Source organism: Phormidium yuhuli AB48 (assembly GCF_023983615.1).
GTDB lineage: Bacteria > Cyanobacteriota > Cyanobacteriia > Cyanobacteriales > Geitlerinemataceae > Sodalinema > Sodalinema yuhuli.
Genome location: NZ_CP098611.1, coordinates 3,593,211 through 3,618,768, shown reverse-complemented (window position 1 = coordinate 3,618,768; position 25,558 = coordinate 3,593,211). Strand labels below are relative to the sequence as shown.

Annotated in this window: 16 protein-coding genes and 1 tRNA gene; 8 read left to right on the top strand and 9 right to left on the bottom strand. The window is 51.3% G+C overall.

Annotation, left to right across the window (positions count from 1 at the left end; genetic code table 11):
* Positions 1-75 precede the first annotated feature (75 nt).
* Positions 76-3,768, top strand: a complete 3,693-nt coding sequence (locus NEA10_RS15480; protein WP_252662177.1) for a PAS domain-containing protein — start codon at positions 76-78, stop codon at positions 3,766-3,768.
* 296 nt (positions 3,769-4,064) lie between these two features.
* Here NEA10_RS15480 and NEA10_RS15475 read toward each other — a convergent pair whose 3' ends face one another.
* Positions 4,065-5,717: a B12-binding domain-containing radical SAM protein gene (locus NEA10_RS15475; protein WP_252662168.1), complete on the bottom strand. Its 1,653-nt coding sequence runs from the start codon at positions 5,715-5,717 to the stop codon at positions 4,065-4,067.
* 284 nt (positions 5,718-6,001) lie between these two features.
* Here NEA10_RS15475 and NEA10_RS15470 point away from each other — a divergent pair, with 284 nt between their 5' ends.
* Both NEA10_RS15470 and NEA10_RS15465 read left to right on the top strand, forming a co-directional pair.
* On the top strand, positions 6,002-6,313 hold the full coding sequence (locus NEA10_RS15470) for a DUF6679 family protein (RefSeq protein WP_252662166.1): 312 nt from the start codon (positions 6,002-6,004) through the stop codon (positions 6,311-6,313).
* Positions 6,314-6,435: 122 nt separating this feature from the next.
* Positions 6,436-6,783 carry a hypothetical protein gene (locus tag NEA10_RS15465; RefSeq protein WP_252662164.1) on the top strand — a complete coding sequence of 116 codons (348 nt, stop codon included), beginning with the start codon at positions 6,436-6,438 and terminating at the stop codon, positions 6,781-6,783.
* Positions 6,784-6,839: 56 nt separating this feature from the next.
* Here the strand turns inward: NEA10_RS15465 and dnaN are convergent, their stop codons facing one another.
* Positions 6,840-7,988, bottom strand: a complete 1,149-nt coding sequence (gene dnaN, locus NEA10_RS15460) for a DNA polymerase III subunit beta (RefSeq protein ID WP_252662162.1) — start codon at positions 7,986-7,988, stop codon at positions 6,840-6,842.
* A gap of 111 nt (positions 7,989-8,099) precedes the next feature.
* Between dnaN and fraC the strand changes: the two genes are divergently transcribed.
* A complete protein-coding gene (gene fraC / locus NEA10_RS15455) occupies positions 8,100-8,633 on the top strand; it encodes a filament integrity protein FraC (RefSeq protein ID WP_252662152.1) in 534 nt (177 codons plus the stop codon).
* Between the two features lie 183 nt (positions 8,634-8,816).
* On the opposite strand, the gene NEA10_RS15450 is transcribed toward fraC, so the two are convergent.
* The 3 genes from NEA10_RS15450 to NEA10_RS15440 all read right to left on the bottom strand — a co-directional run bounded on the left by NEA10_RS15450 (position 8,817) and on the right by NEA10_RS15440 (position 10,505).
* A complete protein-coding gene (locus tag NEA10_RS15450; RefSeq protein ID WP_252662151.1) occupies positions 8,817-9,008 on the bottom strand; it encodes a DUF2949 domain-containing protein in 192 nt (63 codons plus the stop codon).
* Between the two features lie 633 nt (positions 9,009-9,641).
* Positions 9,642-9,715: transfer RNA gene (locus tag NEA10_RS15445), tRNA-Pro, on the bottom strand.
* A gap of 238 nt (positions 9,716-9,953) precedes the next feature.
* Positions 9,954-10,505, bottom strand: a complete 552-nt coding sequence (locus NEA10_RS15440; protein ID WP_252665375.1) for a response regulator — start codon at positions 10,503-10,505, stop codon at positions 9,954-9,956.
* A 192-nt stretch (positions 10,506-10,697) separates the two neighbouring features.
* Between NEA10_RS15440 and lipA the strand changes: the two genes are divergently transcribed.
* Positions 10,698-11,624, top strand: coding sequence for a lipoyl synthase (gene lipA / locus NEA10_RS15435; RefSeq protein WP_252662149.1), 927 nt, complete (start codon positions 10,698-10,700; stop codon positions 11,622-11,624).
* Here the strand turns inward: lipA and NEA10_RS15430 are convergent.
* From NEA10_RS15430 to NEA10_RS15420, 3 genes are all read right to left on the bottom strand, one after another.
* Positions 11,621-12,466, bottom strand: coding sequence for a YaaW family protein (locus tag NEA10_RS15430; protein ID WP_252662147.1), 846 nt, complete (start codon positions 12,464-12,466; stop codon positions 11,621-11,623). The genes lipA and NEA10_RS15430 overlap by 4 nt on opposite strands.
* Before the next feature lie 272 nt (positions 12,467-12,738).
* Positions 12,739-18,201 carry a trifunctional serine/threonine-protein kinase/ATP-binding protein/sensor histidine kinase gene (locus NEA10_RS15425; RefSeq protein ID WP_252662145.1) on the bottom strand — a complete coding sequence of 1,821 codons (5,463 nt, stop codon included), beginning with the start codon at positions 18,199-18,201 and terminating at the stop codon, positions 12,739-12,741.
* Positions 18,202-18,792: 591 nt separating this feature from the next.
* The gene (locus NEA10_RS15420) at positions 18,793-20,457 is read right to left on the bottom strand and encodes a DUF3352 domain-containing protein (protein ID WP_252662143.1); all 1,665 of its coding nucleotides are present in this window, start codon (positions 20,455-20,457) and stop codon (positions 18,793-18,795) included.
* 228 nt (positions 20,458-20,685) lie between these two features.
* On the opposite strand from NEA10_RS15420, the gene NEA10_RS15415 reads away from it, so the two are divergent.
* From NEA10_RS15415 to NEA10_RS15405, 3 genes are all read left to right on the top strand, one after another.
* The gene (locus NEA10_RS15415; RefSeq protein WP_252665374.1) at positions 20,686-23,265 is read left to right on the top strand and encodes a M1 family metallopeptidase; all 2,580 of its coding nucleotides are present in this window, start codon (positions 20,686-20,688) and stop codon (positions 23,263-23,265) included.
* 100 nt (positions 23,266-23,365) lie between these two features.
* Entirely contained in the window at positions 23,366-23,725 is a 360-nt protein-coding gene (locus tag NEA10_RS15410; protein ID WP_252662141.1) for a nucleotidyltransferase family protein, read from the top strand.
* Complete coding sequence (locus tag NEA10_RS15405; protein ID WP_252662139.1) at positions 23,722-24,063, top strand: HepT-like ribonuclease domain-containing protein; 342 nt, start codon at positions 23,722-23,724, stop codon at positions 24,061-24,063. The genes NEA10_RS15410 and NEA10_RS15405 overlap by 4 nt, the downstream gene beginning before the upstream one ends.
* Before the next feature lie 47 nt (positions 24,064-24,110).
* Here the strand turns inward: NEA10_RS15405 and NEA10_RS15400 are convergent, their stop codons facing one another.
* A complete protein-coding gene (locus NEA10_RS15400; protein WP_252662137.1) occupies positions 24,111-25,517 on the bottom strand; it encodes a tetratricopeptide repeat protein in 1,407 nt (468 codons plus the stop codon).
* Positions 25,518-25,558 lie beyond the last annotated feature (41 nt).

The window sequence follows — 25,558 nt, the reverse complement described above, 5'->3', positions numbered from 1 at the left end:
ATATCTGTGATATTTTACGACCGGATTACCTGTGATGTCGAGTTGCTGCCGACTCAGCAGACCAGAGAGGCAGCTATGAGAGTAAACATTTCTTCCGAGGGCGATCGCGCGTTCCAGGCTTTGTTCAATGCGTCCCTTGATGCCATGCTCCTGGCAGATGATAGCGGTCACTATTTAGATGCCAACCCAGCAGCCTGTCAACTCTTCGGGCTAGAGCGTGAGCAAATCATTGGTCGCTGTATCCAGGACTTTTCTGCCATCGAGTTTGACGTTGAGCAGGCTTGGCAAGATTTCCTGGATAGGGGCCAAGAACAAGGGCAGTTTTCCCTGATTCGCCTCGATGGAGAAGTCCGAGAGGTAGACTATACCGCCACAGCCCACTTACTACCTCATGTCCATTTATCGATCCTGCGAGATATCACCCCAGAATCTCCACCTCAGCCAGTATCAGAGGCTCCAGGAGCTGACGAGCGGCTAGAACGGATTGCCTGTCATGTTCCCGGGATTATCTATCAGTTCTGTCTTGACCCCGATGGAACCATGTCTTTTCCTTATACCAGTGAGGCCGTTCGAGACATTTATGGCGTTAGCCCTAGGGAGGTTGAACGGGATTGTCGTGCTGTATTTGATGTCCTCCATCCTGATGACCTCGAACGAGTCTATCAATCCATCCAGGACTCCGCCGCCCAACTGAGCTTATGGTCTTGCGAATATCGGGTGAATCACCCTAACGGTCGTCAATTCTGGTTATTGGGGCAAGCGATGCCCCAACCTGAAGCCAATGGTCGTATTAGTTGGTATGGCTATATCCGGGATATCACCAGTCAAAAAGTTAGCCAACTAGCCCTACAGTCGAGTGAAAATAAATTTCGCCATGTCATCGAAACCATCAATGATATGGTCTTTATCCTTGACCCTGATGGTAGCTTCAGCTACGTCAGTCCCACGTTCAAAACAGTCATGGGCTATGAGCTAACGGCCTTCTACCGTCAGCCCTTTAACCACTTCGTTCACCCAGAAGACTTAGATCGTTGTCTGAGTAGCTTGCAGCGGGTACTCAATCGTGAGTCCGTATCAGGGCTAGAGTACCGTGTTTTACATCGGGATGGTCAGTATTACTGGCATCGCGCCAACTTAGCACATCTACAAGAGCCTGGAACTGAGGTCAGCCAATGTCTGGGAATTGCCAGTTATATTGATGATAGTAAGCAGGCCCAATTAGCGCTGCAAGAGAGTAAAGCCCGGTTGGACTTTGTCCTCGAAGCTGTGGGTGAGGGAACTTGGGAGTGGGATCTACAGGCCAATACGGTGACCTATTCTCAGGAATGGCCGAAACTCCTAGGCTGTCGCCTGGAAGACTTAACCCATACTCAGCAGGATTGGGATAGTCGCCTCCATCCCGATGACCGAGTTCGCGCCTATGAGGAGATGAATCGCTATCTGTCAGGGCAAACCCAGCTCTATGAAAGTGAGCATCGTTTACGCTGTGGGGATGGAAGCTATAAATGGATTCTCTCTCGGGGGAAGATGATTGAACGAGATGAAGCGGGGAATCCAGTCCGATTGATGGGCTTGTTTCGTGATATTTCTGAGCGCAAAGCCAATGAAGCCGTGTTAGCTGAGTTGACGGACACGTTGCGGCAAGCCCAGGAGGTGGCTCATATTGGTCACTGGTCTTTTAATCTGCTCACTGAAAAAATGAACTGGTCGGCGGAGGTTTTTCGCATTTTTGGTCTTAATCCTGAGGAGCCTGAACCGACTTTTTCTGAATATCTGCAAAAAATCCACCCAGATGACCGGGACTATTTTAGTCAGCGGATGGCTGAGGCGGCTACGGGCATCCCTCAGAACTTTGATCATGCCATTATCTTAGAGGATGGTCAAACGCGCTATCTCAACAGTCGCATTCAACTAGAGTCTCAGCATGGTGAGGTATTACGGATGTTCGGGACTATGATGGATATCACGGAGCGTAAAACTGCCGAGTTGGAGTCGGAACGCTTTTTTACAGTGGGATTGGATCTCCTCTGTATTGCGGGTGTTGATAGTAAGTTCCGTCGTCTCAATCGGGCTTGGGAAACTACGTTAGGATATCAGTTACAAGATTTGGAAGGCAAGTCATTTTTAGATTTGGTTCATCCTGATGATTTAGAATCAACCATGGCGGCGATCGCCGATTTGGATAGTCAGACTATTATCAATCGCTTTGTCAACCGCTATCGCGATAAACAAGGAAATTATCATTCGATTGAATGGATTGCTAGACCTCATGGGGAGTTGATTTATGCGGCAGCTCGGGATATTACAGAACGTTTGGAAACGGAAGCGGCGTTGCAAGCGTTGGTTAGCCGCGCTCATCTTCTCAGTACAATCAGTGATGAAATTCGCAATTCTCTCGATTTAGATAAGATTTTGCAAAATGCGGTTAGGGCAATAACGGCTGAGGTGAATGTAGATATTTGTACCTTTGGCTGGTACAAAGACCTGGAGTTGCCCCCTACCTGGGAAGTGGTTAAGGAACAGAGAATCGCTGAGATTCCCAGTTGGCTAGGATTTTATAGTTGGAATGATTTTCCCATTTTGTTTGAGCATATTCTGGCAGACCAAATTTACTGTTTGGATGTTGAGGATTGTCAGGATATTCCGTTACAAGATTTTTGTCATCAATCTGGAATCCATCTCTATTTAGCCTTGCCAGTTCATACAGCTTCCGGGCAAATTGGCGGCTTTGAGATGGGGAGAGTCGATGGCGATCGCCCTTGGGAGACTCATGAGATAGAACTCCTGCACGAGATCGCCGCTCAGGTGGCGATCGCCATCCAACAGGCTCAACTCTATGAGGAATCACGACAAAAAACCGAGGCTCTGGAAGCCGCTTATCAGGAACTGCAAGAGACGCAAGTGCAGTTAATCCAAGCGGAAAAGATGTCTAGTTTAGGCCAGTTGGTGGGTGGGGTGGCCCATGAAATCAATAATCCGGTGAGCTTCATTTATGGCAATTTAACCCATGTCGCAGAATACGTTGGGGATTTGCAGCGACTGCTCGGAGAGTATAAACGGCTCTATGGCACCTCTGAACCGGACATAGCCCGTTGTATGAAGGCGATCGAGTTAGACTTCCTGATGGAGGATTTGCCGAAAACACTCGCCTCGATGAAAGTGGGTGCAGAGCGTATCCGCGATATCGTCAAGTCCTTGCGAACCTTCTCCCGCTTGGATGAGGCAGATTTCAAGGAGGTGAATCTGCACGAAAACCTAGATAGCACCTTACTCATTCTGCAAAATCGCCTCAATGGCCGGGGAGGAACACCAGAAATTGACGTGATTAAAGACTATGGCGACTTACCGAAGGTTGCCTGCTACAGCGGCTTACTCAATCAAGTGTTTATGAATCTACTCATCAACGCTATTGATGCCATTGAGGAGCAACAGCGGGTTCAGGTGGACTCGGAGGGATTGCCCTATCAGGGCCAGCTCACCCTGATCACTCGTTTGGAGGCGGAGATCATCTCGATCCAGATTCAAGATAATGGCATTGGTATGACCCCCCAAATTCAGGAGAAAATTTTTAATCCCTTCTTTACCACTAAACCCATTGGTTCGGGAACTGGGATGGGACTGTCAACGAGCTATCAGATTATTACCCAGAATCACCAGGGACAGCTTTCCTGTCACTCAGTCCCCGGACAAGGAAGCTGTTTTGTGATTCGCCTTCCCCGCGTTTTCGAAAACTGGGCCTTGATGGGCTCCAAAATGCCTAAGACCTAGTCCAGGTCATGTTTTCGGTGATTTTACTGACAAATCAAAAAAAAGGTGTTATACTCTGTGTAGATTTACGCAAGGTTTACAGGAGGGCGTAATCGCTAACCGCTAACAGGGATAGAAGGCGGTGGCGGTTAGCCCTCTTTCTTTTTTTTAGGCAAAAGGCAAAAGGCAAGAGGCAAAAGGCAAAAGGCAAGAGGCAAAAGGCAAAAGGCAAGAGGGGGGGAGCGGTAGGATGTGTTCCGGCATCGGTGAGGGTTTTGACCTCGGCCCATCACGTCAAACCGGCCGGAACGCATCGCTTAGGCAGTCGGGACGTGGGAGGTTTCACTCATGGCGTTTTGGGCGTCGGTGAGGTGTTTGGCGAGGGTTTCTGGGGGCAGGGGACCTCGGAGATGGGACCAGGGGAGGATGCGATCGCCCTCGTAATTTTCATGTACATAGTAATCGAGGGGAGGGAGTTGTCCGCGTAGCTGTTTAAAGGCTCGTTTGTAACTTCCGACCGTGTCGCCGTAGTCTCGTACCAATTCTAACAGGTGTGAGAGACGACGATCGCCCCGGGCAATTAAGGTCTGAATCACAGACCAATTATAACTTTCTGGGCGGAAGTCCATCCCCTGCGATCGCAAGGCCTTCTCTAACTGCTTTAACCGTTTCTTGGCCTGGGGATTCACCCCATAGCCTTGAAAGGGAGTATGAGCCTTAGGGACAAAGGTACTACAGCCGAGGGTGAGCCGTAATCCGGGAACCTCTCGTTTTAACTCGCTCATCATGCCGATAGTGGCGCTGACATCCTCCTCCGTCTCGCCAGGGATGCCCACCATGCCATAGAGTTTAACCCCCTTCAAGCCTCCCGCCTTGGCCTGTTGCGCCGCCGCGACAATCTCAGGATTCTCTAACTTCTTATTAATCACCCGCCGCAACCGTTCTGATCCCGTTTCTACGGCGATGGTGATAGATTTTGTGCCTCGCTTGGTCAAAATCTGGGCTAACTTGGGGGTGACCGTATTGGTTCGCACCGAGGCAATGCTCAGCCGTAAGTCCTCGTAGCAGTCTTGATCCAGATAGTCTAATACCGCCTCAAACTCGGGATGTTGGGTAATCGAGGCTCCCAATAACCCCAGGCGATCGCTCACCTGAATCCCCCGTTCAATAGCGGGAATCAGAGACTCCTCTAAACTGGCGATGCGGAAGGGAAGCGTTAGATAACTGGCCAAACAGAAGCGGCACATTTCCGGACAACTGCGCACCACTTCCACCATATAGATATTCTCCCAAGCCGCTTGTGGCGTCACCACTGACGAGGTTGAAAGAGTATTACCGCGATAGGTTTGTTTCTGCACCTGAGGGGGAACCTCAGCCTCGATGGGGGTAATTGAGGCGATCGCCCCCTCAGGACTCTGATAGCACACCTCATATAAACTAGGAATATACACCCCCGGAACCTGAGCCAAACGTCGCAACTGCTCCCCCCGTGAGGCCCCCCGTACCTCCTGACAGGCATTGAGGAAGTTGGGAATCAAATCTTCCCCATCCCCGAGCAGAATCACATCAAAGAAATTGGCAAAAGGTTCAGGATTAGCCGTCAATACCGGGCCGCCGCCAAACACCAGGGGATGGCGATCGTCACGCCACTGGGAGCGGATGGGAATCTGTAACGACTCCAACACACTGAGGATATTCACATAATCGAGTTCCCAGGAGAGAGAAAATCCCAATAGATCGGCTCCCTCCGGCAGGGGTTCCCTAACATCCATAAAGAGACGACTGACTGAGATATCCTCACGCATGGCCAACGTGGCCCAAACCACCTGATAGCCAAGGCTGGTAATACCCACACTGTAGGTATTGGGAAAGGCAAAAATGACCTCTAAGGCGTTGCCATGGGCCGCAACCGGCTCAAATAACAGACGTTCATCGGCGAAGACGGAAGCATTCACGGGGTTGGCACTCATCAGGTAATGGCGAAGAACTAGGAATAACAGACAATTTAAATAGGACGGTACATGGACAAAAAAAGCGATACCCAGGACATCGTTCTTTTTGCATTTTTTACGTCCTATTCAATCTGACTAGACAAACCAATTTCAAACCGGTCTGATTTCATCTTAACCAGGATTGGTACGACCCGGGAGCGGAAGGGGGCGATCGCCCCTAAACCCTTAGCCAGATTTCATCGACGAGAGAGTGCGATCGCGTTAGAATAGTCCGGAAAGCCTACGTCTTTCCCAAACTCTGAATGCTACATCGCAAGCTCTATCAATTCTGCTGTGAAGGTCGTGAAGTCTGTGTCTTCCTACGAGATCAACAACGCTGGATTGATCGCGCCCAAATTCTCGATATCGAGGGGGATCTCGTCACCATCCGCTACGAATCGGATGAAGAGGATGAAATCTGTGCCTGGGAAGAACTTGTGCGCCTTGACAGCATCGGTGCCGTCAGCCATAAACTCGCCAGTGTTCCCAAAGGGGGATTTGACCCCCTAATCGCCGAGGATTGTCCAGACGCAGAGAAGATTCGTAAGAGTCATCCTGAATCCAACCCCGACTAATCCCCCGATGTCTTCCCCAACCGGGCGGCCCAGTGGCAGCTCGGTTTTCTCTTTCAGGGAAACCCCCCCTTCGCTTGCGGGTGTGGTAAGCTGAAACTCAATGTCGTGCTTCTCAGTTTCTTATGGCTCGCTACACTGCTATTTTCGTTGTAGCCGCTCCAGTCGAGCATGTCAGGCAGATCCTGCCTGAGCTTCTGCAAGCGTGCGACTTCGAGCCAATCTATCAAACGGAAGATTATTTTATGGCTCGGGAAACTCCAGGACGAGTTTCCTTTTCCAAACTGGTCACAGTTGATGTTCTCATTGATGTGCCCCTTGATGACAGACCAGAAGTACGGCTGAATTTCGTGGTAAAAAACGAAGAACTCCCCCTGCAAGTGAATAACCACTGTCAGATCATGTTCGAGTCCGTGAAAGCAGCCGTTATTGAGAGCCAGCAATGGCAACTCCTAGAAACGGTGTCCGGCTGAATCCCCTAAAACGACAAAACCCCCCAATGTCCTAGAGATATTGGGGGGTTCTTGCCCTACTCGCGAATCTGAACTGGCATCACCAAGTGAATCATCTTGGTTCCCCCGAGAGGCGTAAGAATCACGGGGGAAGTGGCGGTGTTTAACTGAAGTTGGATTTCTGTGGATTGGAGATTCCGCAGGGATTCCATCACATACTTAACATTGAAGGCAATGTCCAGACTCTCACCGGAAATTTGGGCGGGCAAACATTCCGTCCCACTGCCTACATCGGCCGCATCCACGCCCAAGGTGACCTGTTGGCCGCTGCTATCAAAACTAAACTTGACGATGTTATTTTTGCGGTCAGCAATGACAGCAATCCGTTCTAGGGCGCTGAGGAGGGCGCGACGGTCAAGATTGGCTTGATTCTCAAACTCCCGGGGAATCAGTTGGCGATAGGCGGGATAGGCTCCCTCTAGGGTGCGACTGGTGAGGCGACGGTCGGCCAACTCAAACACCGCTTGTCCTTCATCAACGGAGAGGGTTAAAGGGGTGGGGGTAGCCCGTTTGCCAATGGTTCGCTCTAATTCCCGTAGGGCCTGGGCGGGAACGGTGACTTCAAAGACTTCATCATCGCCGACATTGATGGCGGGGCTATCCCCATCATTAAGGGCTTCCACCACCGCCAGACGATGACCGTCCGTAGCCGCAAATTCAATGCCATCGGCCCGAACCGCCAGGTGAACGCCGGTAAGGACTTGTTTGGTTTCGTCGGAACTGGTGGCGAACAGGGTTCCCCGTAACCCTTCAAGCAGTGACTCGCTGCCGAGTTGGATGACTTTGCCGTCTTCAATGGCGGGTAGTTCAGGAAATTCCTCCACACTCATTCCCTGGACTTTATAGGTTCCTGAGACGGAGGTGAGGGTAGTTTGATAACTGTCCTCCTGGTGTTCAAGGGTTAGGTCGCCCTCGGGGAGTCGGGAGACAATGTCATTGAGGAGTTTGGCGGGTAGGGCAACGTCACCACTGGCCTCGACTTGGGCCGGGAAACTGGTGCGAATCCCGAGGCTGAGGTCAAAGCCGGTGAGTTGAATCTGTTGCTGTTGAGCATCAGCGGTGAGGCGGACATTGGCTAAAACCGGATGCGTTGGACGGGAGGGAACAGCATGGATAGCGAGGGAGAGGTGGGTGTTGAGTTCCCCTTGGGTGCAAACCAGTTTCATAGTGGGTCAATTGGAAAAGGGTGCGGGTCAAAATCAAGTCTGTGGCCGTCATGGCACAGCCTTAAGAGGTTACCATGAGCCTGTGGGACGCGGTTCGGGAGGTTGGCTGAGATGATGGTGTTGCCGTTGAGGGCGATCGCCTCTCAGATTTTACTACTGTTGGTGGCCGTGGCGATCGAGTCAACGGTGTTTCACCGCTACCTGGCGGTGAGCCGACGGATGAGCGTGCAATATGCCCTGGCCCTTGATTTACTCTCTGTGGCTTTGGGATGGCTGAGCTTCTTCGTCATGGTTGAGGTGTTGGGGTCTCATCCCTGGGTGATTCAGGTGATGGCCTATGTCTTTACGGGCCGTTTTGTCAGTCGTCCTGGCCGGGATGGGATTGAGCCGGTGTTGGCTGTGGTGACGATTATTCTCTTTTTTAGCGGCTTTTTTCTTAAAACTCAGGTGCTCTATTGGTTGCAGCGTCTGACGATTTTTCCCTTTGAGAGTCAAGACTTAGACGAGCAGTTTCAACGGGCTAAAACCCAGCGATTGGTTCGCTATCAGATCCGAGTTGACCAGGATCGCACCGTGTTATTGGCTCATGGCTTAAGTCATGGCGCGATTTTTCTGCTCTTGGTGGTGATGATTCTGGGACTTTAGGGATGCCTGGGGGAGTTAGGCTCAGATCCAGAAAGCCGCCTCAAGTGGGGCGGCTTCTGACGCTAGAGTATGGCATTTTTTACGTGCTGAAAACAGTTTTTTAATCGAACGGGACGCTGACGACCGGGAATGAGCCGAGATAACGACAGGTAAAAGAACCGATTGATTGAAACACCGAGTGGCTTAGGCTGTTTCTAGCCAGTCAAAAATGCGATCAAGTTGTTCGAGATTGATCAGTCCATATTGCCACAAGACCATGGGGAAGGCATTGGGAGCGTTCTCACCATGGCGCAGGGCTAAATCGATGGAGTTGGAGGGAACCGACAAATCATCTTGTAAAAAGCGAATCAGGTTTGCGAGTTTGTTAAATTTCATGATCCTAAATGAGTCCTTTACTCGGACATTCTTACTATGCAATAGATTGACAGGTCACTCTGCGATCGATATAACCCGTCGGCTGTGATCTTGATCGCACTCTAGAGCGATCGCATCCCAGAGAGGTTTTTCTGCAAAGCTCCCCTGATTGCTGCGATCCCCACTGATGTCAAGGTTCAGTCTTTCGGTAGAGGCTGTTCTGCCAAATTCCAATTAGACCACAGCATTTTTTCACCCTTGAAGCCTCTATCGAGTCCCAAGGTTTTGGAACAAACTGTCTAGTATTCCAGCGATGTTTAAACCCGTTGCTAATATCAGTGACATGATCCAGTCATGTCCGAATTTATACCGATTTCTTCCGCAGAGTGGCTGAAAAAAGCGGTTTAACGGAGTTCTCTCTCTCTCAGGTAGGAGACGCAGTTCTAGCACAGTTCCCAACCGGGTAAGAGACTGGGGGAGTCACTACAGGTGTTAATCTCCCGTCCTGACTCTTATCTGATGCTAGCCAACCTGACTGCCTCTTACAGCTAGGGTTCCCAAAACTGAGAAGCATCCATCTAGCCAACGAGCCTTTCAGGTAAACTTTTATACACAGAGAGGGAAAAGCAGTATAACACCACTTTCCCCTAACAATCGGGATGACTGGATTCGAACCAGCGGCCCCTTCGTCCCGAACGAAGTGCGCTACCAAGCTGCGCTACATCCCGGCGTTAGACTATGGATGGGCTAACCATCCTAACACAAGATAGTCTAACACAGACTGAGACCGTTCAGAATTAATTTCCCTGAATCGCCAGCAGGAGTCCGTCCCGAAGCCTCAACCTTCGTCTTGTCCCGGCTTTCGGGCCGTCTTTAAGGCTAGATGGGTTGGCACAACAAGCGAGACAACTGGTGAGATGAGCCGTTGTCGAGCCAGCTGTGAAGTGGGGTCGGTGAGGCGGATGCCTATTTCAATTTCTGCTTGATGAAGGCCAGAATCTGGGAGACCTGTTTTTTCAAGCCTGCCACTTCTTTCTCCAAGCTGGCAACCTTAGCCTGTAAGGCAGCAACCTCATTACCTGCCCCAGACGCGGCAGCAGCGGGGGCAGCAGCGGGGGCAGCGGCGGCGGCGGCCCGAGGCTTCTTAGATTTAGCCATCGCCGCCTTAATAGCCCCGAGAAGCTGTTTCTTCTCAAAGGGTTTCTCGATGAACTCGAAAAACTCAAAAGGCTCAGAAATTTTCTCCGTGACCTCCTCCTTACGTCCGGACATCACCAACAGGGGGATTTTGCGAAGATTGGCGTCGGCCTGAATTTCCTGAAAGACTTCCCAGCCACTTCGTTTCGGCAGCAGGAAGTCCAACATAATCAGGCTGGGCTTATCGGAGTGAATCTTATTCAAACCTTCCTCGCCGTCCTTGGCTTCGACCACATCGAAGTTCCCGGGAGGCAACATACTTTTAACAGTTTTCTGGATGACACGACTGTCATCAATGACTAAAATTTTATGACTGGCCACGACTGACTCCTTGAGCGGTGCGCGAAGGGATAGGCTAAGGGATAGATGCTTTCTAGTGTACCCCACCGGATACAGTCTATCAGGTGGCGCAAACTCGGGGTCGATGCCACAATGAGGAAGATTGCCGAGGAGGGCGATCGCCCACGGTTTTTTGTAGCAGCCCGGTTGGCTGGCTATTGATGACGGAGAACGATGGCTCATTTAGATTCCCGCACCCAACTGCGCCCCGAACTGACACGGCTTCCCCCCTGGCTGCGTCGTCCTTTAGGCCAAGCTAGCGAGGTGTCTCGGGTGCAGCGGGTCATTAAACAGCGACAGATTCATACAATTTGTGAGGAAGGCCGCTGTCCCAATCGGGGTGAATGTTACGGCCAAGGAACAGCCACATTTTTACTCATGGGCCCCACCTGTACTCGTGCTTGTGGTTTCTGCCAGGTGGACAAGGGCCATGCACCTATGGCTTTAGACCCCCAGGAACCCCGGAAGGTGGCTGACGCCGTTGAGGTGCTGCGATTGCGCTATGTAGTCTTAACCTCGGTGGCCCGGGATGATTTAGGGGATGGGGGGGCCGGTTGCTTTGTCAAAACCATGGCCGCGATTCGAGAACGTTGCCCTGAAACCCAAATTGAAGTCCTCACCCCCGACTTCTGGGGGGGACGAGACGGAGGAGCTACGCCTGAGCGCCTACAACAAGAGCGGATTGGGCAAGTTGTGGCTGCTGAACCGGCTTGTTTCAACCATAATTTGGAAACGGTACGTCGCTTACAGGGGCCCGTGCGTCGGGGGGCGAAATACGATCGCTCTCTGGCGGTGTTGCACCATGTTAAACAGATTAATCCCAACCTGCCCACGAAGTCGGGCTTAATGTTAGGTCATGGGGAAGAGGAGGCAGAACTGATTGAAGCCATGGCTGATTTACGGGCTGTGGGTTGCGATCGCCTAACTCTGGGACAATATATGCGTCCCTCCCTAGACCATCTCCCCGTCCGGCAGTATTGGCCCCCGGAAGCCTTTGAGCGCCTGGGCCAGATCGCCCATGAGATGGGGTTTACCCATGTGCGCTCGGGCCCGCTGGTCCGTAGTTCCTATCATGCCGGAGAACCCGCCGCCAGGGGTTAACCGTAGGCTATTTCGCAGGTTTCTAGGCGTGTCAGGCGGATTTGGGCCAGGGCAAAGACGGTTGGGATAATGCGAGCATAGTTAGTGGCCACAGCTCGCCAACAGATATCAGCAAAGAACCAAGCCCATAAAGCCGGCCCCACAAAGGCAAACACGGAACGAGTGGCGGTGTAGCGGGCGGTAGCGCTGGCCATCCCCCGCCGAGCCATTTGCACCCCCACATAGCCTTTCACCTTAGCCGCAGCGGCAGCGCTACCTTTAAGGGTTTCCTGGGCGAGTTGGTGGCGGGCAAACTCCAGGGCAAATTGTCGGGCCAGTTGATTGAGCAATAGGGGCCGCAAGACGGAATTAACGGCGATCGCACTTCCCCCTTTGAGTAACCAACCCATGGGATCTCGTTGCACATGAAGGGGTAACGGTTGGGGTAGATCACTTTTAGCTAAGGACTTCTGAACCCGAATCATCAAGGCTTCTTGCTCAGCCGCCGGCAGTTTATCCCAGGCCCGGCCCATGAGATGGAGAAAAATCTCCGCTTCTAAATCCGTGGTGGAGAGGGATTGGGAATAGGGAATGCGCAGATAGTGACACACTTGAATGAGGACGCTGCGGTAGGAAATTTCCTGACTTTGCCCTCGTAGGACCGTCATGCCATCGGCCGCCAAGAAGCGGAAGCGGTCTTCGAGGGCATCAATCCAACCTTGGCGATCGCGACTTTGTAGCTCTAAGGGGTCTACGGGTTTCATATAATCAAGGGGATTGAAGCGAGGGCGAAATAACAGGTCGGTTAACCCCTGAAGTTCATCCTCGCTGGCTAGTTCTAGGGCTGTTCTTAACTCATCCAAAATAGCATCCCTTCCTCACCGAGCCTCCCCAGGGAACTGGGGGACTGGGTCAACATGACAATGATTTTGAGCCGTGGTATGACTCAACGGCTCTTGCTCTTTGATTGTAGCGCCCTCGGTCCATTTCAGCCCCGAGGGCCTACCCGATGGCGGTGGGTTTAATCCATACCAACACCCACAACCCCGCCAGGGCCAAGGCAATCAGAAGGGATAGACCATTGATGTTAAACCGCATGATGCTCAATTCCTAAGACAAGGAGGTTCCGTCAGACTCATGGGTCTAGTTTAGCCTCTTGCCGGCGGGGAAAGGTGATCTCAAAGGTCGTCCCTTGTCCCACCTGCGATCGCACTGTTATTGTAGCCTGATGAGTCTGGAGAATTTGCTGCACAATTGACAGGCCTAACCCCGTCCCCTCCCCGACCGGCTTGGTGGTAAACAGATGTTCAAAGGCTTGCTTCTGCACCGTTTCAGACATCCCACAGCCGTTATCCTCAATTGCAACTTGCAGCCACTCATCCCCGAGGGCCCAGGCTCTGACTTGAATCCGATTGGGCTGTTGTTGAATGTCTCCATAACTGCGATCGCGATTCGTTTCATCCAGGGCATCAATGGCATTGGCAATCAGATTCATAAACACCTGATTTAACTGACTCGGGAAGCATTCAATCAGGGGCAAGTCTTTTTCATAGTCTGTCTCAACCTCAATAGCCGGCCGAGAATCATTGGCCTTGAGGCGATGTTTAAGAATCAAGAGAGTACTATCGAGGCCGTCACGCAGGTCAAAGAGACTGGGAGCGGTGCCATCATTGCGGGAGAAGGTGCGTAAACTGCGGCTGATGCCAACAATGCGCCTGACGCTAGTTTCCATTGAGGCCAGGAGACTGCAAAAGTCCTCCTGGATATAATCGAGTTCGATGGCCTCGATTTCCTCTTCAATCCGGGGGTCAGGATTGGGGTAGCAGTCCTGATAGAGGCGCAACAAGCCCATAATATCGTCAAGATAGTCTCGTGCCGGTTGCAGATTGGCGGAAATACAGCCGATGGGGTTATTGATTTCATGGGCAACCCCCGCTACAAGATTCCCCAGGGCTGACATTTTCTCATTTTGAATCAGTTGTAACTGAAGATTTTTCAAATCCTGTAATGAGCCTTCGAGTTGTTGGGCATACTCTTGGGCCTGACGATAGAGGCGGGCATTTTCCAAGGAAATGGTGGCTTGAGCGCCCAAGGTTTGTAAAATTTGTACGCGATCGCCCGTAAAGACCCCGGCCACCAAGGAATTTTCCAAATACAACGCTCCTACCATCTGGGTGCGATCGCACAGAGGCAGCAGTAACACTGACTGAGGAGGCGGCCCCTGGGACGAAGAGGAGTCCATAAAACGCTCATCGGTTGCAAACACTGACTCACAACGGGCATCCGTTACCACAATCGGCTCGCCCAAGCGCAGAATCTTCTCTAACCAGAGTTGGGGAATTGGATCTTCCGATGTCAACGGACGAGGGGTTGTCTCACAATGCCCCCCCATCTGATAGCGAGCCACCGAGTGCCAATCCCCCTCTTCTCGCCAGAGGAGGGTTGCCGTTTCTGCCCCAGCATTTTCCACCACCGCCGCCATTAACTGGGTGAGCAAGTCTTCTAGGTCAATGGCACTGGAAACGGCTTGAGAGGCTTCAATCAGAGCCGAGAAATCAATCGAGTGGGAAGGACTGAGAGTGGTATGACGACCATAGGTTTGATGGGACTGATAGGGGCTGGTGGTTGTCAGATGCTTCAGATTGGTTGGTGTTTGACCCAAGCTAGCCAACTCTTGCGGATACACTCGTTCCAATTGATGAACTTTGGCCATAGCGCCCCAACGGGCATAGCCATAATAGGCATCGGTGATGTAGCTGCGGGCAATTTTATAACGCCGTCGTTGACGATAGAAGCCGGCGGCTCGTTCGTTGGCCAGAGCTTCGAGATAGAGAACGCCGGATTGCTGAGCTTGTTCAATGGCGCGATCGTAGGCGTCCATCGCCTCTAAATCCTGTCCCAGGACTCGGGCCTGTTCTGCCTCTAGGAGGCTCAGATGCGCTCCATGATTGGCGGGACAAGCCTGGGCAAAGCGTTCGACTTCGGTTTTGAGGGTTATGGCCTCAGACCAATAGGGACAGCTTTGTGGGGGGTCTCCCCGGCGACGACTGGCATCAAAATTGGCCAGACTTCCATAGACGAACCAAAGGGAAAACTGATAGGTGGCGATCGCACTGTTGAGGTAGGGACGAGCCTCTTGCCAATAGGCGAGAGCCGCGTCCATGTCATCAAAGAGACAGGCTAAATAGAGTTTTTGCAGGAATAGATAGAAAATGAGTGATCGCTCACCGGTTTTTTGATAGCGGGAAAGTGATTGTCGCTCATCATAGAGATCCCCCACCAGTTCCAGAGGCGACTCGGACTCCGTCATCAGGTTCTCCAGGACTTGGTGGCCCATAGCATGATAGTTCAGACTAGCTTCCTGCTTGAGTCTGATCATGACCGGGCGGTACTGTTGGAAGTCCCGCACCACCTCATCCAGGGAACGGCCCGTCAACAGGCTCTGAATACAGTAATGGTTAATACAATAACTGGCGAACTCGAAATCGCCGCTGTCTATACCCGCTTGACAACCCCGCAACAATCCGGGGAGAGTCTCAACCAGGGGCGCTTGCCAATGTCGGATAAAGCCTTCTACCATCAAATCCACTTTGGCGACCAACTCCCGGGCTTGAAAACGCTCAATCATAGCCAGGGCAGCATCTTTGGCCTCATCGCCCCGAGCATGGTCTCCCCAAAGACCACAACAAAAGAGACCAAAGACGGCAAAGATATAGGAACTGGCACTACAGACTCCGACGTTGAGGATCTGTTGTAGCAGTGTTAGGTTGAGGAGGATATAGAGATTAGGGCGGGCAATGTAGGCGGAGGCGCCAATCCGCAAGGCGATGCGACGACTGGCGAGTTCGTAGGGATCTTCGACCTGGGGTAGGTGAATGAGGGCGCTGACATCCTTGCCCTGCATTTGCCTGAGAATCTCCTTTAAAACCTGCTCGGTGGCTTGCTCATCGGGGTCTTCGGCAATGGGGAGTCCTAATTGTTGTAAGAGGCTGACGCCAGTGTGAATGGCAGCGGGGAAGTCGTTACGAGCGATATGGATTTGAATCCAGACTTCGTAGAGAGGAATGGTATCGAGGAGGTCCTTGTCCGGCTCAATCCACTTTTTGATGAGCTGTTCGGCGGTTTCATAGTCCCCCAGGGCAAAGGCACTCTCGGCAGCGAGTTGATGTAGGCTCAGGTCGAGTTGATCGAGATGGGGGGATTGGGGTCCGCTCCAGGGTTGCTGAGGGGTTAAGAGGGTGAGGGCGGTTTGACTGTAGCTTAAGGCGGCAGCATGGGCGGTAGTGGCTTGGGCGCGGCGGGCGGCACTGAGGTTAAGTTGGATGACTTGGAGGCGTTCGTCGTTGTCGTCTTGGAGACAGTCTCCGGCCTGGTTGTAGTGATGGACGATATCAAAGAGGCGATCGCTCGTCTCAGGATTGGGGCTGGCCTGGACTAACAGCCGCGCGATTTGATGATGTAGGGGGGGTCGTTGGGCCGGGGGAATGGAGCTATGGGCCGCCTGTTGGATGCGATCGTGGCGAAAGAGATAAACGGCTTGTTGGGCAATCGCCTCATCACAATTGCCGGCTCCTTGATAGAATTTGCTGGCTTCGTTAGCGGGAAGAATCAGTTCAGCTTCCAAGGCCAACCAGAGTTGGTGGGCAATTTCACTGGGGGATTGTTGGGCGACGGTAGCGAGGGTTTTGAGGTCGAATTGGTTACCGATACAGGCGGCAATTTGGAGCAGGGTTTGACAGGGAGGTGGGAGTTGTTGCAGTTTTTGCCTGAGCAGTTGCACCACATCATCGGTGAGGGCCAGGGTGCGGGCTGAATCTAGATTATAGGCCCAGGTTCCGGTCTCTGGGTTAAAGGCGATCGCCCCTCCCTCGTAGAGGGTTTTCAGGAGTTGGTTGACGAAGAAGGGATTTCCCTGACTGTTGTCATAGAGGAGATCGGCTAGGGGTTGGCTATCGCTGTGATCGCGATGGAGGGTTAGGGCGGTTAAACGACAGACATCGTCCCGCTGGAGGGGTCCGAGGGTTAGGGTTTCAATGCGGCTAGTCTTGGCAATTTTGCCTAGGGAGAGGAGTAGGGGATGGCCGGGGCCGACTTCGTTATCTCGATAGGTGCCAATGGTGAGGAGGGGAGCGTTTTGAGATTCCGCTAAGAGTCGTTCTAGGAGGTTCAAAGAGGCAGAGTCGGCCCATTGCAGGTCATCGAGAAACAACACCAGGGGGCGTTCTCCGGCAACGGCCCCACGCACAAAGTCCCCAAAGGCTAAGTTAAAGCGATTGTCTCGTTCCATGGCGGATAAGTCCGGTTCGGGAGGCATCTCGCCGATGAGATCCACCAGTTCAGGAACCGTCTCTAGGAGAATCCCGCCGCGATCGCCTAAACTTTCCCGAAGGCGCGATCGCCAGGCGGCTAATTCCTCAGCTCCAGCGGCGGCCACTTGCTCCACCAGTTCCCGAAAGGCTTGCACAAAGCCACTCAAGGGACTGTTTCCTTGCAGCAGGTCAAATTTGCCATGAATGAAATAGCCGTTTTTTTCGACAATCGGACGCTGCACTTCTTGGACGAGGGAGGTTTTGCCAATCCCCGAATATCCGGCCACAAGAATTAGGCAGGGGCTCCCCTGACTGGCATGGTAAAAGGCATCCAGGAGGGTTTGCACCTCTGCCTCACGGCCATAGAGAACTTCGGGAATGACGAAGCGATCGCTCCAATCGGATCTAGCAATGGTGAATTGAATCGGCTCTTGGGGATGCTCCTGCCAGCACGTTTGACAGTATTGCAGATCTCGCCGCAGGCCCCCGGCACTTTGATAGCGATCTTCGGGGTTTTTGGCCATTAGCTTACTGACAATAGCCTCTAAGGCTTCGGGTAACTCGGGCCGGAGCGATCGCAGAGGCGGTGGGGTACGGGCGAGATGAGCATAGACCAATTCAGCCGTCTCCTGTTCAAGGAAGGGCAGTTGTCCGGTGAGTAATTCAAAGAAGCTGACCCCCAAGGAATAGAAGTCACTGCGATAGTCAATGCTACGATTCATGCGCCCGGTTTGTTCGGGGGAAAGATAGGCGAGGGTTCCCTCTAAACAGCCGAAATGTTGTAATCGTTGACTTTCACGGGGCAAGCGTGAGGCAATACTAAAGTCGGCCATGTAAATTCGGCCGCTGTCCTTCTCTAAAATTAGGTTGGAGGGTTTAATATCTTTATGAATGACTGCTTGGTCGTGGATCGCTCCTAGGATGTGAACAATTTGACCACTCATGTCGAAGAATTGCTCCAAGGGCAGGGGGCGACCCTGACAGTAGTCGGCTAGGGAGATGCCCTCTAGGTATTCGAGAACTAGGAAATGCCCTCGCTCAAAGGTTTTTAGTGCCAGAGGACGGATAATGCCATCTCCCTGTAGTTCCCGCGCTAGGGCGTATTGATTACGCAATTTAGCCAATTGAGCAACGCTTGGGTAGGCCGAGTTAGAGAGTTTGATGGCTACTGGATGCCCGTTTACCTCGCTGCCTATGCTTTCGGCACGATAGATAATTGAGTTGGGACTGCGATGCAAAATCTCAGTCACACGATATCCGAAGTCTTGCAGTTGCGAGAGACTATCCATAGGAGGTTTTCTAAAACCAAAATCGAAGGGGGAACTCGAAAATAGACCACCAGAACAATTCATGTGATTGTCCTAGTTTGTCCGTATATCCACTCCAGGGCTATGCCAGCTCCCCCTTCTCACACCACTTGGGGAGGGTTGGGAGTAAGAAGGGTTGTTTGGAGAAATGGAGATAGAGGGTTGTCCTAATAAGGGCTAAGAGCCACGGCATCACAAGTTCGTGATCAATAACCCCTTAGCTTCCCACTTTAGTATAGTTAGACCGTTAAAAATCTGCAAGTTGAAGGCAGGTCCATCATCCCCTGATGGGGTCAAGGGGGAGTTCTTTAGTCCTGAGTAGGATGATAATTTAAAGTTTGCCAATCTTAAGTCTCGGGTGATGAATCCAGGGAGCTTAGGATGGCTCAAACCGCAGAAAAACTGTCTTAAATCACCGAATCGGGCTTTTTTTCCGATCATGACTGCTTTGATGTCATCTGGAGATGACTCAGTATCATTGAGAATGATACGTTAGGTTGCCATTCATAAAAAATTATTAAACATTAAAGCAAAAAATCCTAAATCGTGTTAAACAATCAAGACTCATCAAGTTCAATCGGCGAGAACTAGGGGAATATGAATATCCAATGTCGAGACTCCATCCTGGACCGGGGAAGCTGCGATCCCGATCGCCCGTACGGTTTCCAAGAGAATGATGGTTTCGGTGTTCAGCAGTTCCTGGGTTTGCAGCATCACCAGGTCGAAAGCGTGACGCATTTGTTCGACATTGGCAAAGAGGAAGCCCTCATAGCCTTCTGGGAATAGATCCCGTACCTCGCGAAAGCTGGGGTTTTGGGCCAGACTCCGCTGAGGAGAACTGAGAAAGAGGTCTACCATAGGACCCGTGACTCCCAGGGCCAGTAAGTCCGGTTCTAGCCAACTGTAGCCGAGGAGAGTTTCTCCATCTACGCCAAAAAAGGATAACTTCCATTGGGTTAAGGACTGACCCTGCCTTGAGCTAGACTCAACGTGTATGGGTAAGTTTAAGCGCCGTTGAACTAAGCCACCGATGGTGCTTAGGCTATTGTCTAGGGTGCTGCGATCGCTACTTTCGACAAAGGCCATTGCGCCAATCCCAATAGCAGCGGAGAGTCCCTGGCCCCCAGGATGGGGAATTAGTCCCGCCGCCACCGGGCCATCCAAGGGGGCGACCAAGTCCCGATCGAGGTCGAGTCCTAATCGGGCCACGCCTCCCCGTAATTCTCGTAATAGCTGTCGTCCGTTGGGGGTTTGTTCAAGCCAGTTCGTCCATTGGGTCCAGCTGCGATCGATGTGATGACCTTCTACAAGGGCTAGGGTATTTTCTGGGAAGCGATCAAGGCGGGATTGGGGAAGAGGTTGTATCCCTGGAGAGGGAGAGGCGAAGTCCGAGGACTGGATGAAGGTGCGGGCCTGTAAGCCGAGATCAGTGATACCCACTCCGGTGACTAGGGCCGTTGGGGCGGGATTCGTGGAGACCGCTCTGGGGGATGCGTTGAACTGGGGGAGATGGTCGATATTACGGATATACGTCTGAATGAGGGGTTGCTCGACCGGCTGCGATCGCAAGAGATTTTGTAAGTCGTCCTGCTGAGCTAGGGAGGAACCGTCTTTGTGGGTATCAATGGCCGCTTTGATGGTTTCGACGGACTCCGCAATAGCGAGATAATCCCCTAAAATCGCCAAACTATAGGACTGGGGATTACGATCGTTGGGGGTCACCGTTGAGATGGTGATGTTGCGATAGGTTTGTTCCTGAACCTCCGTCTCTTGGTCTTGTCTAACGCGATTGGCAAAAGCCATGGCCTGTAATTTATCACGGATGCCCACGAGGGCCAGCCAATCCTGGGATGGGTTATCTGACGGGGACTCAGCCTGGGGAACTAAAGCTAACATGACATTACCCATCCAGGGTCTGAGGTCACGATTAAAGTCTAATTGGGTGGAGGCTAAGAGGTTTTCTTGTAACTGGGTGATCTGTCGCTCCACCCAAGCTTGAGCCTCGGGAGTCCCAAAACGCCGTAATCGCTCCCAGGCGGCGGGGTCCATATCAATGTAGGCGGTCATCACCGCGTCGCCAGGAACGGTCTTAGCCCCATCGAGGGGAGTTTGGAGGGGAGTGGGACGCAGGCGTAACCAGCCATAGGCGATCGCCCCGGTGACGAGGAGAACGGTGGCGGTGATGGTCAGAGGACCCCGAAGGCGAGGCTTGGTTTTGGACTCTTGACGGTGTTTCATGGGAGATGCTGAAGATGAGCAAATCGCGGCTAGCTGGGGGGTCTAACTCCGTTGAGGCCATGAAGGAGCGCGGGAGTCAGTACACTGGGGATAGGGGGCGATCGTCACCCCCACTGTCCGGAGACCTACCGTAGACCTAGAGCTGTCCTTTGGGTCAGTTGGGCGATCGCCTCGGTCTACGATAACCTGTTCACCTTCTGCGCCTGACTCATCTGTCTAACCTCTATGATGTCTAATCTCTATTTTGATTCCAACAGTAACGCCTTTGAACTTCCCGGCGCACGTCCCCATTACACCCCAGACCGTCCGGGACAGGTCAACCATATTTTTCTAGATTTAGTCTTAAACATCCCCAAACAGCGATTTTCTGGAACTTGCCAGATCCAATTAACCCCAGTCCGAGCAGGAATCACCCAGTTACATCTGGATGCGATGCAACTGAACATCAAGGGGGTTGAGGTGAACAACCAGCCTCAAGCTTTCTCAGCCGATGGAGAAACCCTCACCATTGACTTGAGTGACCCTACCACTCCTGAGACTCCTCTGGTTCTCAAGATTGACTATAGCGTTAAACAACCGCGCCGGGGCTTATATTTTGTTGGGCCCACCGAGGCGGAACCCGATAAACCCACCCAAGTTTGGACTCAGGGGGAAGATGAAGATTCCCGCTTTTGGTTTCCCTGTTTCGATTATCCGGGACAGTTAGCCACCTCCGAAATTCGCGTCCGGGTTCCTCAAGAGTTTATGGCTATTTCTAATGGAGAACTGCTCAGCCATGAAGAGGAGGGAGATGAGGCAATTTATCATTGGAAACAGGCCCAAGTCCATCCCACCTATCTGATGACCTTGGCGGTGGGTCGTTTTGCCGAGATTCGTGATGAGTGGCATGGCAAACCCATGACCTATTATGTAGAGCGCGATCGCGTTGAAGATGGGAAACGCACCATGGGCAAAACCCCCCGCATGGTGGAGTTTTTCAGTAATGCTTTTGGCTATGAGTATCCCTATCCGAAATATGCCCAAGTTTGCGTGGCTGATTTCATTTTTGGGGGGATGGAAAATACCTCAACAACCTTGTTGACAGACCGTTGTCTTTTGGATGAACGGGCGGCCCTGGACAATGAACGCAGTGAAAGTCTGGTGGCCCATGAATTAGCTCACCAATGGTTTGGCGATTTGTTGGTGATTGAACATTGGTCCCAGGCTTGGATTAAGGAGGGGATGGCCTCCTATGCAGAAGTCTTGTGGACGGAATATGAGTATGGCCATGATGCGGGGGCGTATTATCTGTTGCAGGAAGCCCGCAGCTATCTCGATGAGGATAAACGCCGCTATCGTCGGCCGATTGTTACCAATGTCTATCGCGAACCCATTGAGTTGTACGATCGCCACCTGTATGAGAAGGGGGCTTGTGTCTATCATATGATGCGCTGTGAGTTGGGTGAGGCGTTATTCTTTAAGGCGATCGCCCATTTCGTGAATCAAAATGCCCATTCCACGGTGGGAACGGTGGACTTACTGCGGGCAATTTCTGAAGCCACTGGACGCAATTTACAGGGGTTATTCGACCAATATGTATTCCGAGGCGGTCATCCTGATTTTGAGGTCAGTTACAGTTGGGATAAGGAAGACCAAATTGCCAAAGTGACGGTGAAGCAATGCCAAGCGAAGGAGGGAAATACTCTGTATGACCGAAATTTGTTTGACCTGAATGTTCCTATTGCCTTTGGCTATGAAGACGACACGGCCCAACGGTTTACAGTCCATCTGTGCGAACCGGAACAGACCTTTTATTTTGCCCTCCCCCAAAAACCCAGTTATGTCACCTTTGATGTGGGCAATACGGTCCTCAAAACCTTAAAGTTGACCTATCCCCTGCCCAATCTCATCGCCCAGTTAACTCAGGATGATGATCCCATTTCCCGCATTTATGCCGCTGAAGCTTTGGCGAAAGAGGGCAGTTTGAAGGCGGTGGAAGCCCTGGCAAAAGCCCTTAAATCCGAGCCATTTTGGGGGGTACGAGTTGAGATAGCGGGGCAGTTGGCGAAAATCAACCTTGACCAAGCCTTTGATGGCTTAGTGGCGGGATTGAATGATGAGAATCCCCGCGTGCGTCGGGCGGTGGTGGATGGCTTAGCTAAGGTCAATACTCGGGCCAGTTATAAGGCGGTGAAGTCGATTTTGAAACAGGGCGACGCCAGTTATTTGGTGGAAGCCTCGGCGGCGAAGGCGTTGGGGGTGATTGGGGCGAAACTCCCTGGGGAGAAACCGAAGCCGAAGAAAGTCATTGCTCGTTTGAAGACGGTGTTGGAGACGAAGGCCGGTTGGAATGAGGTGGTTCGTTTGGGGGCGATCGCGGGCCTGAGTCAGTTTAAGACGGAGGCGGCGGCGTTGGATCTGATTCTCGACTATACCGATGTGCGAGTTCCCCAGTCCCTGCGTTTGGGGGCGATTCGGGCCCTGGGGACGGTTTCCACGGGACAGTCTGCGGCGGATGCTGAGCGGGCGTTGACGCGCTTACAACAGTTGGCCCGGGAGGAGTTCTTTTTAACTCAACGTTCTGTTGTGGTGGCGTTGAAGTCGATGGAAACCTCGGGGGCGATCGCGATTTTACAAGGGATTGCGGAACAAACTGCTGATGGCCGGATTGTTCGGGTGGCCGAGGAGGCGATCGAGGCGGTGGAGAAGAAGCTGGGAACGGACAAGGCGGTAACGGGCCTGCGTCGGGAGTTGGAGAAGATGAAGAAACTCAATCGGGATCTTCTCAGTCGTTTGGAGGCGTTGGAGGCGAAATCGGCGAAGTCTTAATGGCCCCGTCATTCTGAATGGTTAATCTCTGTAGGGGCGAAAAATTTTTCGCCCCTACAATTTTGTATCCCATGCAACAAATCCCACCCTGACCTGCACCATGACCTCAACTAACTCCAACCTCTCCCAGACTGCGATCGCCCTGCGTCCGAATCTCACGGTCGATCGCCAACAACTCAGGGAACTGTGCGATCGCTGGCAGATTACGCAACTGGAACTGTTCGGTTCTGTCTTGCGCGATGACTTTCGCCCCGATAGTGATATCGATGTACTGGTCACGTTTGCTGATACCGCTCGTATCACCTTTTTTGACCTGGACAGTATCGAACGACAACTGAGTCTCTTGTTTGAGAATCGCCCTGTCGATTTGGTGACTCGCCGGGCGATCGAACAGAGTCATAATCCCATCCGTCGCGCCGCTATTCTGGGAACGGCTCAACCCTTTTATCGTGAACCATGACTGACTGCGATCAACAATCCCTTCTCGATATTGCCTACTGCGCCGACCTCGTTCAACAGTATCTCAGTGGCAAAAGCCGGCCCGAGTTGGAACAGGATAGAATGCTACAAGATGCGATCGTTCGCCGCCTGGAAGTTGTCGGTGAAGCTGCCCGCCGTCTGTCTGATGAGGCTCGCAATGAACTCAGTCACATTCCCTGGAGTCAGATCATCGAAATGCAAGACATCATACTTCATGAGGGCGATCGCGTGGATCTCGATTTCCTGTGGCAAGTCGCGACGAATGACCTACCCCAGCTTGCCCGCCAACTCGCCCCTTATCTACCTGATCGCCCATGAGTGCCGAATACTCCGAAGATACTCTCATTCAACTTTTCGTAACAAAACTATCTACTAGGAGCAGAATCCCTTAAAAAAGGAGGCATTCCGTAATTTCTCAAGTCCTCAACACTATCGTCATAATCAACATCACCACTTTGACCTGGTACTTCAAAACAAGTATCATCAGAGCTTTCTTCAAGTATTTGATATAAAAACTCCGATTCCAGTCGATTGAGCGGTTGACTAAGCTGGGAGCACCTACAGCTATAGTATGTCTCCATATCCGGGTCCAGCTTAACAGAAACTTGTGACATGACACAGTACGGCAAACCAAGAGATAAACCTGATTGGCGTTTGAGGACAGGATAGTTCTCTAGCAACGAGATAGCAACTCTTGAGTTTTTATGGGCAACCTTGTGCTGTTCCAACTGATATCGAACGTATCCTAAGTGAGAATTCAAGGCATACTCTACCCATGCTCTGCCAACTAAATCCGTTGTGCCTGACATAGATAAACCTTTTTCTAAGATAAGTGCAGCTTCCTCATACTGTTCATTGAAAATAAACATTCGACCTAATTTTTTATAGTTTAACAAATATATATTTTTTTCGTCTGGATTTCCTAAGTCTAGTCCACCACTACTAAAAAGTGCTTTTCTATAATACTCTTTTGCATCTTCATATTGCTGTATTTGTTCGTACAAGAATCCCAAGCTCTGGTAAGCTCTTGTATTATTATTATCTATTGCTATTGCTCTTTTATGATTGCTAATTGCATCGCCAACCTGGTTTTTTCTAAAGTCATCTTGTCCTTGCTTCAAATACCACATTGAAATCTCTGGAAGACGAAGCCATAAAAGCGAAAAGCAACCCACGAGAATAAGCGTTAATCCAAGCTTGAATTCCTCATGCAAATAAATAGGTATCTTAAGTTTAGTCAGCATTTCTTTTAGGCTTTCTTTGCCTGCTTGGGTAAAGTCTGTTTTGGCTTTTGATACAGTAACCAATGTTGATAATGAAATTGTTATGCCTCCCAAAATATCGGGGCTTGTAGAAAGAAAGCGAGTTATGATGGCTGCCAAAAATCCCAAACATACTGACCAAGCTCCAATACTAAGTGGTTTAATTAAAAAATCAAATGTATCCAGAGGGTGCTGCTTACTTAACTCCTCAGCATCCCACCACCAGTGATCGAGATTTTTAGGCGCTGCTTTTTGATGACTCTTTAAATCTAAAACTGCGGTAATACGATACCCATATTTCCTGAGAATGTCGTCGTGATTTTTTATTTCCAAAATAACGTTTTGAGGGATTTTTTTATTTTCATCCAGAACATAATGAAGAGTGTTTCTGGCTTCTAAAATTTCCAGGGCTTCTTTATCTGTTATTTCATGTTTTTCTTGAAGTTTGAGGACTAGATCTTTATACTTCGCTAGGGCTGAAGTTGTTCCAATCATGATAGATAAAACCAAAATATTTTAACGAAATATCGAAAACAAAGCGAGCAAAATTC

Excerpts from the sequence above, each read along its gene's own strand:
- NEA10_RS15415 (WP_252665374.1), top strand. The coding sequence starts at position 20,686 with ATGTCTAATCTCTATTTTGATTCCAACAGTAACGCCTTTGAACTTCCC.
- NEA10_RS15420 (WP_252662143.1), bottom strand. The coding sequence starts at position 20,457 with ATGAAACACCGTCAAGAGTCCAAAACCAAGCCTCGCCTTCGGGGTCCT.
- NEA10_RS15450 (WP_252662151.1), bottom strand. The coding sequence starts at position 9,008 with ATGAAATTTAACAAACTCGCAAACCTGATTCGCTTTTTACAAGATGAT.
- NEA10_RS15475 (WP_252662168.1), bottom strand. The coding sequence starts at position 5,717 with ATGAGTGCCAACCCCGTGAATGCTTCCGTCTTCGCCGATGAACGTCTG.
- dnaN (WP_252662162.1), bottom strand. The coding sequence starts at position 7,988 with ATGAAACTGGTTTGCACCCAAGGGGAACTCAACACCCACCTCTCCCTC.
- fraC (WP_252662152.1), top strand. The coding sequence starts at position 8,100 with ATGATGGTGTTGCCGTTGAGGGCGATCGCCTCTCAGATTTTACTACTG.
- NEA10_RS15480 (WP_252662177.1), top strand. The coding sequence starts at position 76 with ATGAGAGTAAACATTTCTTCCGAGGGCGATCGCGCGTTCCAGGCTTTG.
- NEA10_RS15465 (WP_252662164.1), top strand. The coding sequence starts at position 6,436 with ATGGCTCGCTACACTGCTATTTTCGTTGTAGCCGCTCCAGTCGAGCAT.
- NEA10_RS15405 (WP_252662139.1), top strand. The coding sequence starts at position 23,722 with ATGACTGACTGCGATCAACAATCCCTTCTCGATATTGCCTACTGCGCC.
- lipA (WP_252662149.1), top strand. The coding sequence starts at position 10,698 with ATGGCTCATTTAGATTCCCGCACCCAACTGCGCCCCGAACTGACACGG.
- NEA10_RS15470 (WP_252662166.1), top strand. The coding sequence starts at position 6,002 with ATGCTACATCGCAAGCTCTATCAATTCTGCTGTGAAGGTCGTGAAGTC.
- NEA10_RS15425 (WP_252662145.1), bottom strand. The coding sequence starts at position 18,201 with ATGGATAGTCTCTCGCAACTGCAAGACTTCGGATATCGTGTGACTGAG.
- NEA10_RS15410 (WP_252662141.1), top strand. The coding sequence starts at position 23,366 with ATGACCTCAACTAACTCCAACCTCTCCCAGACTGCGATCGCCCTGCGT.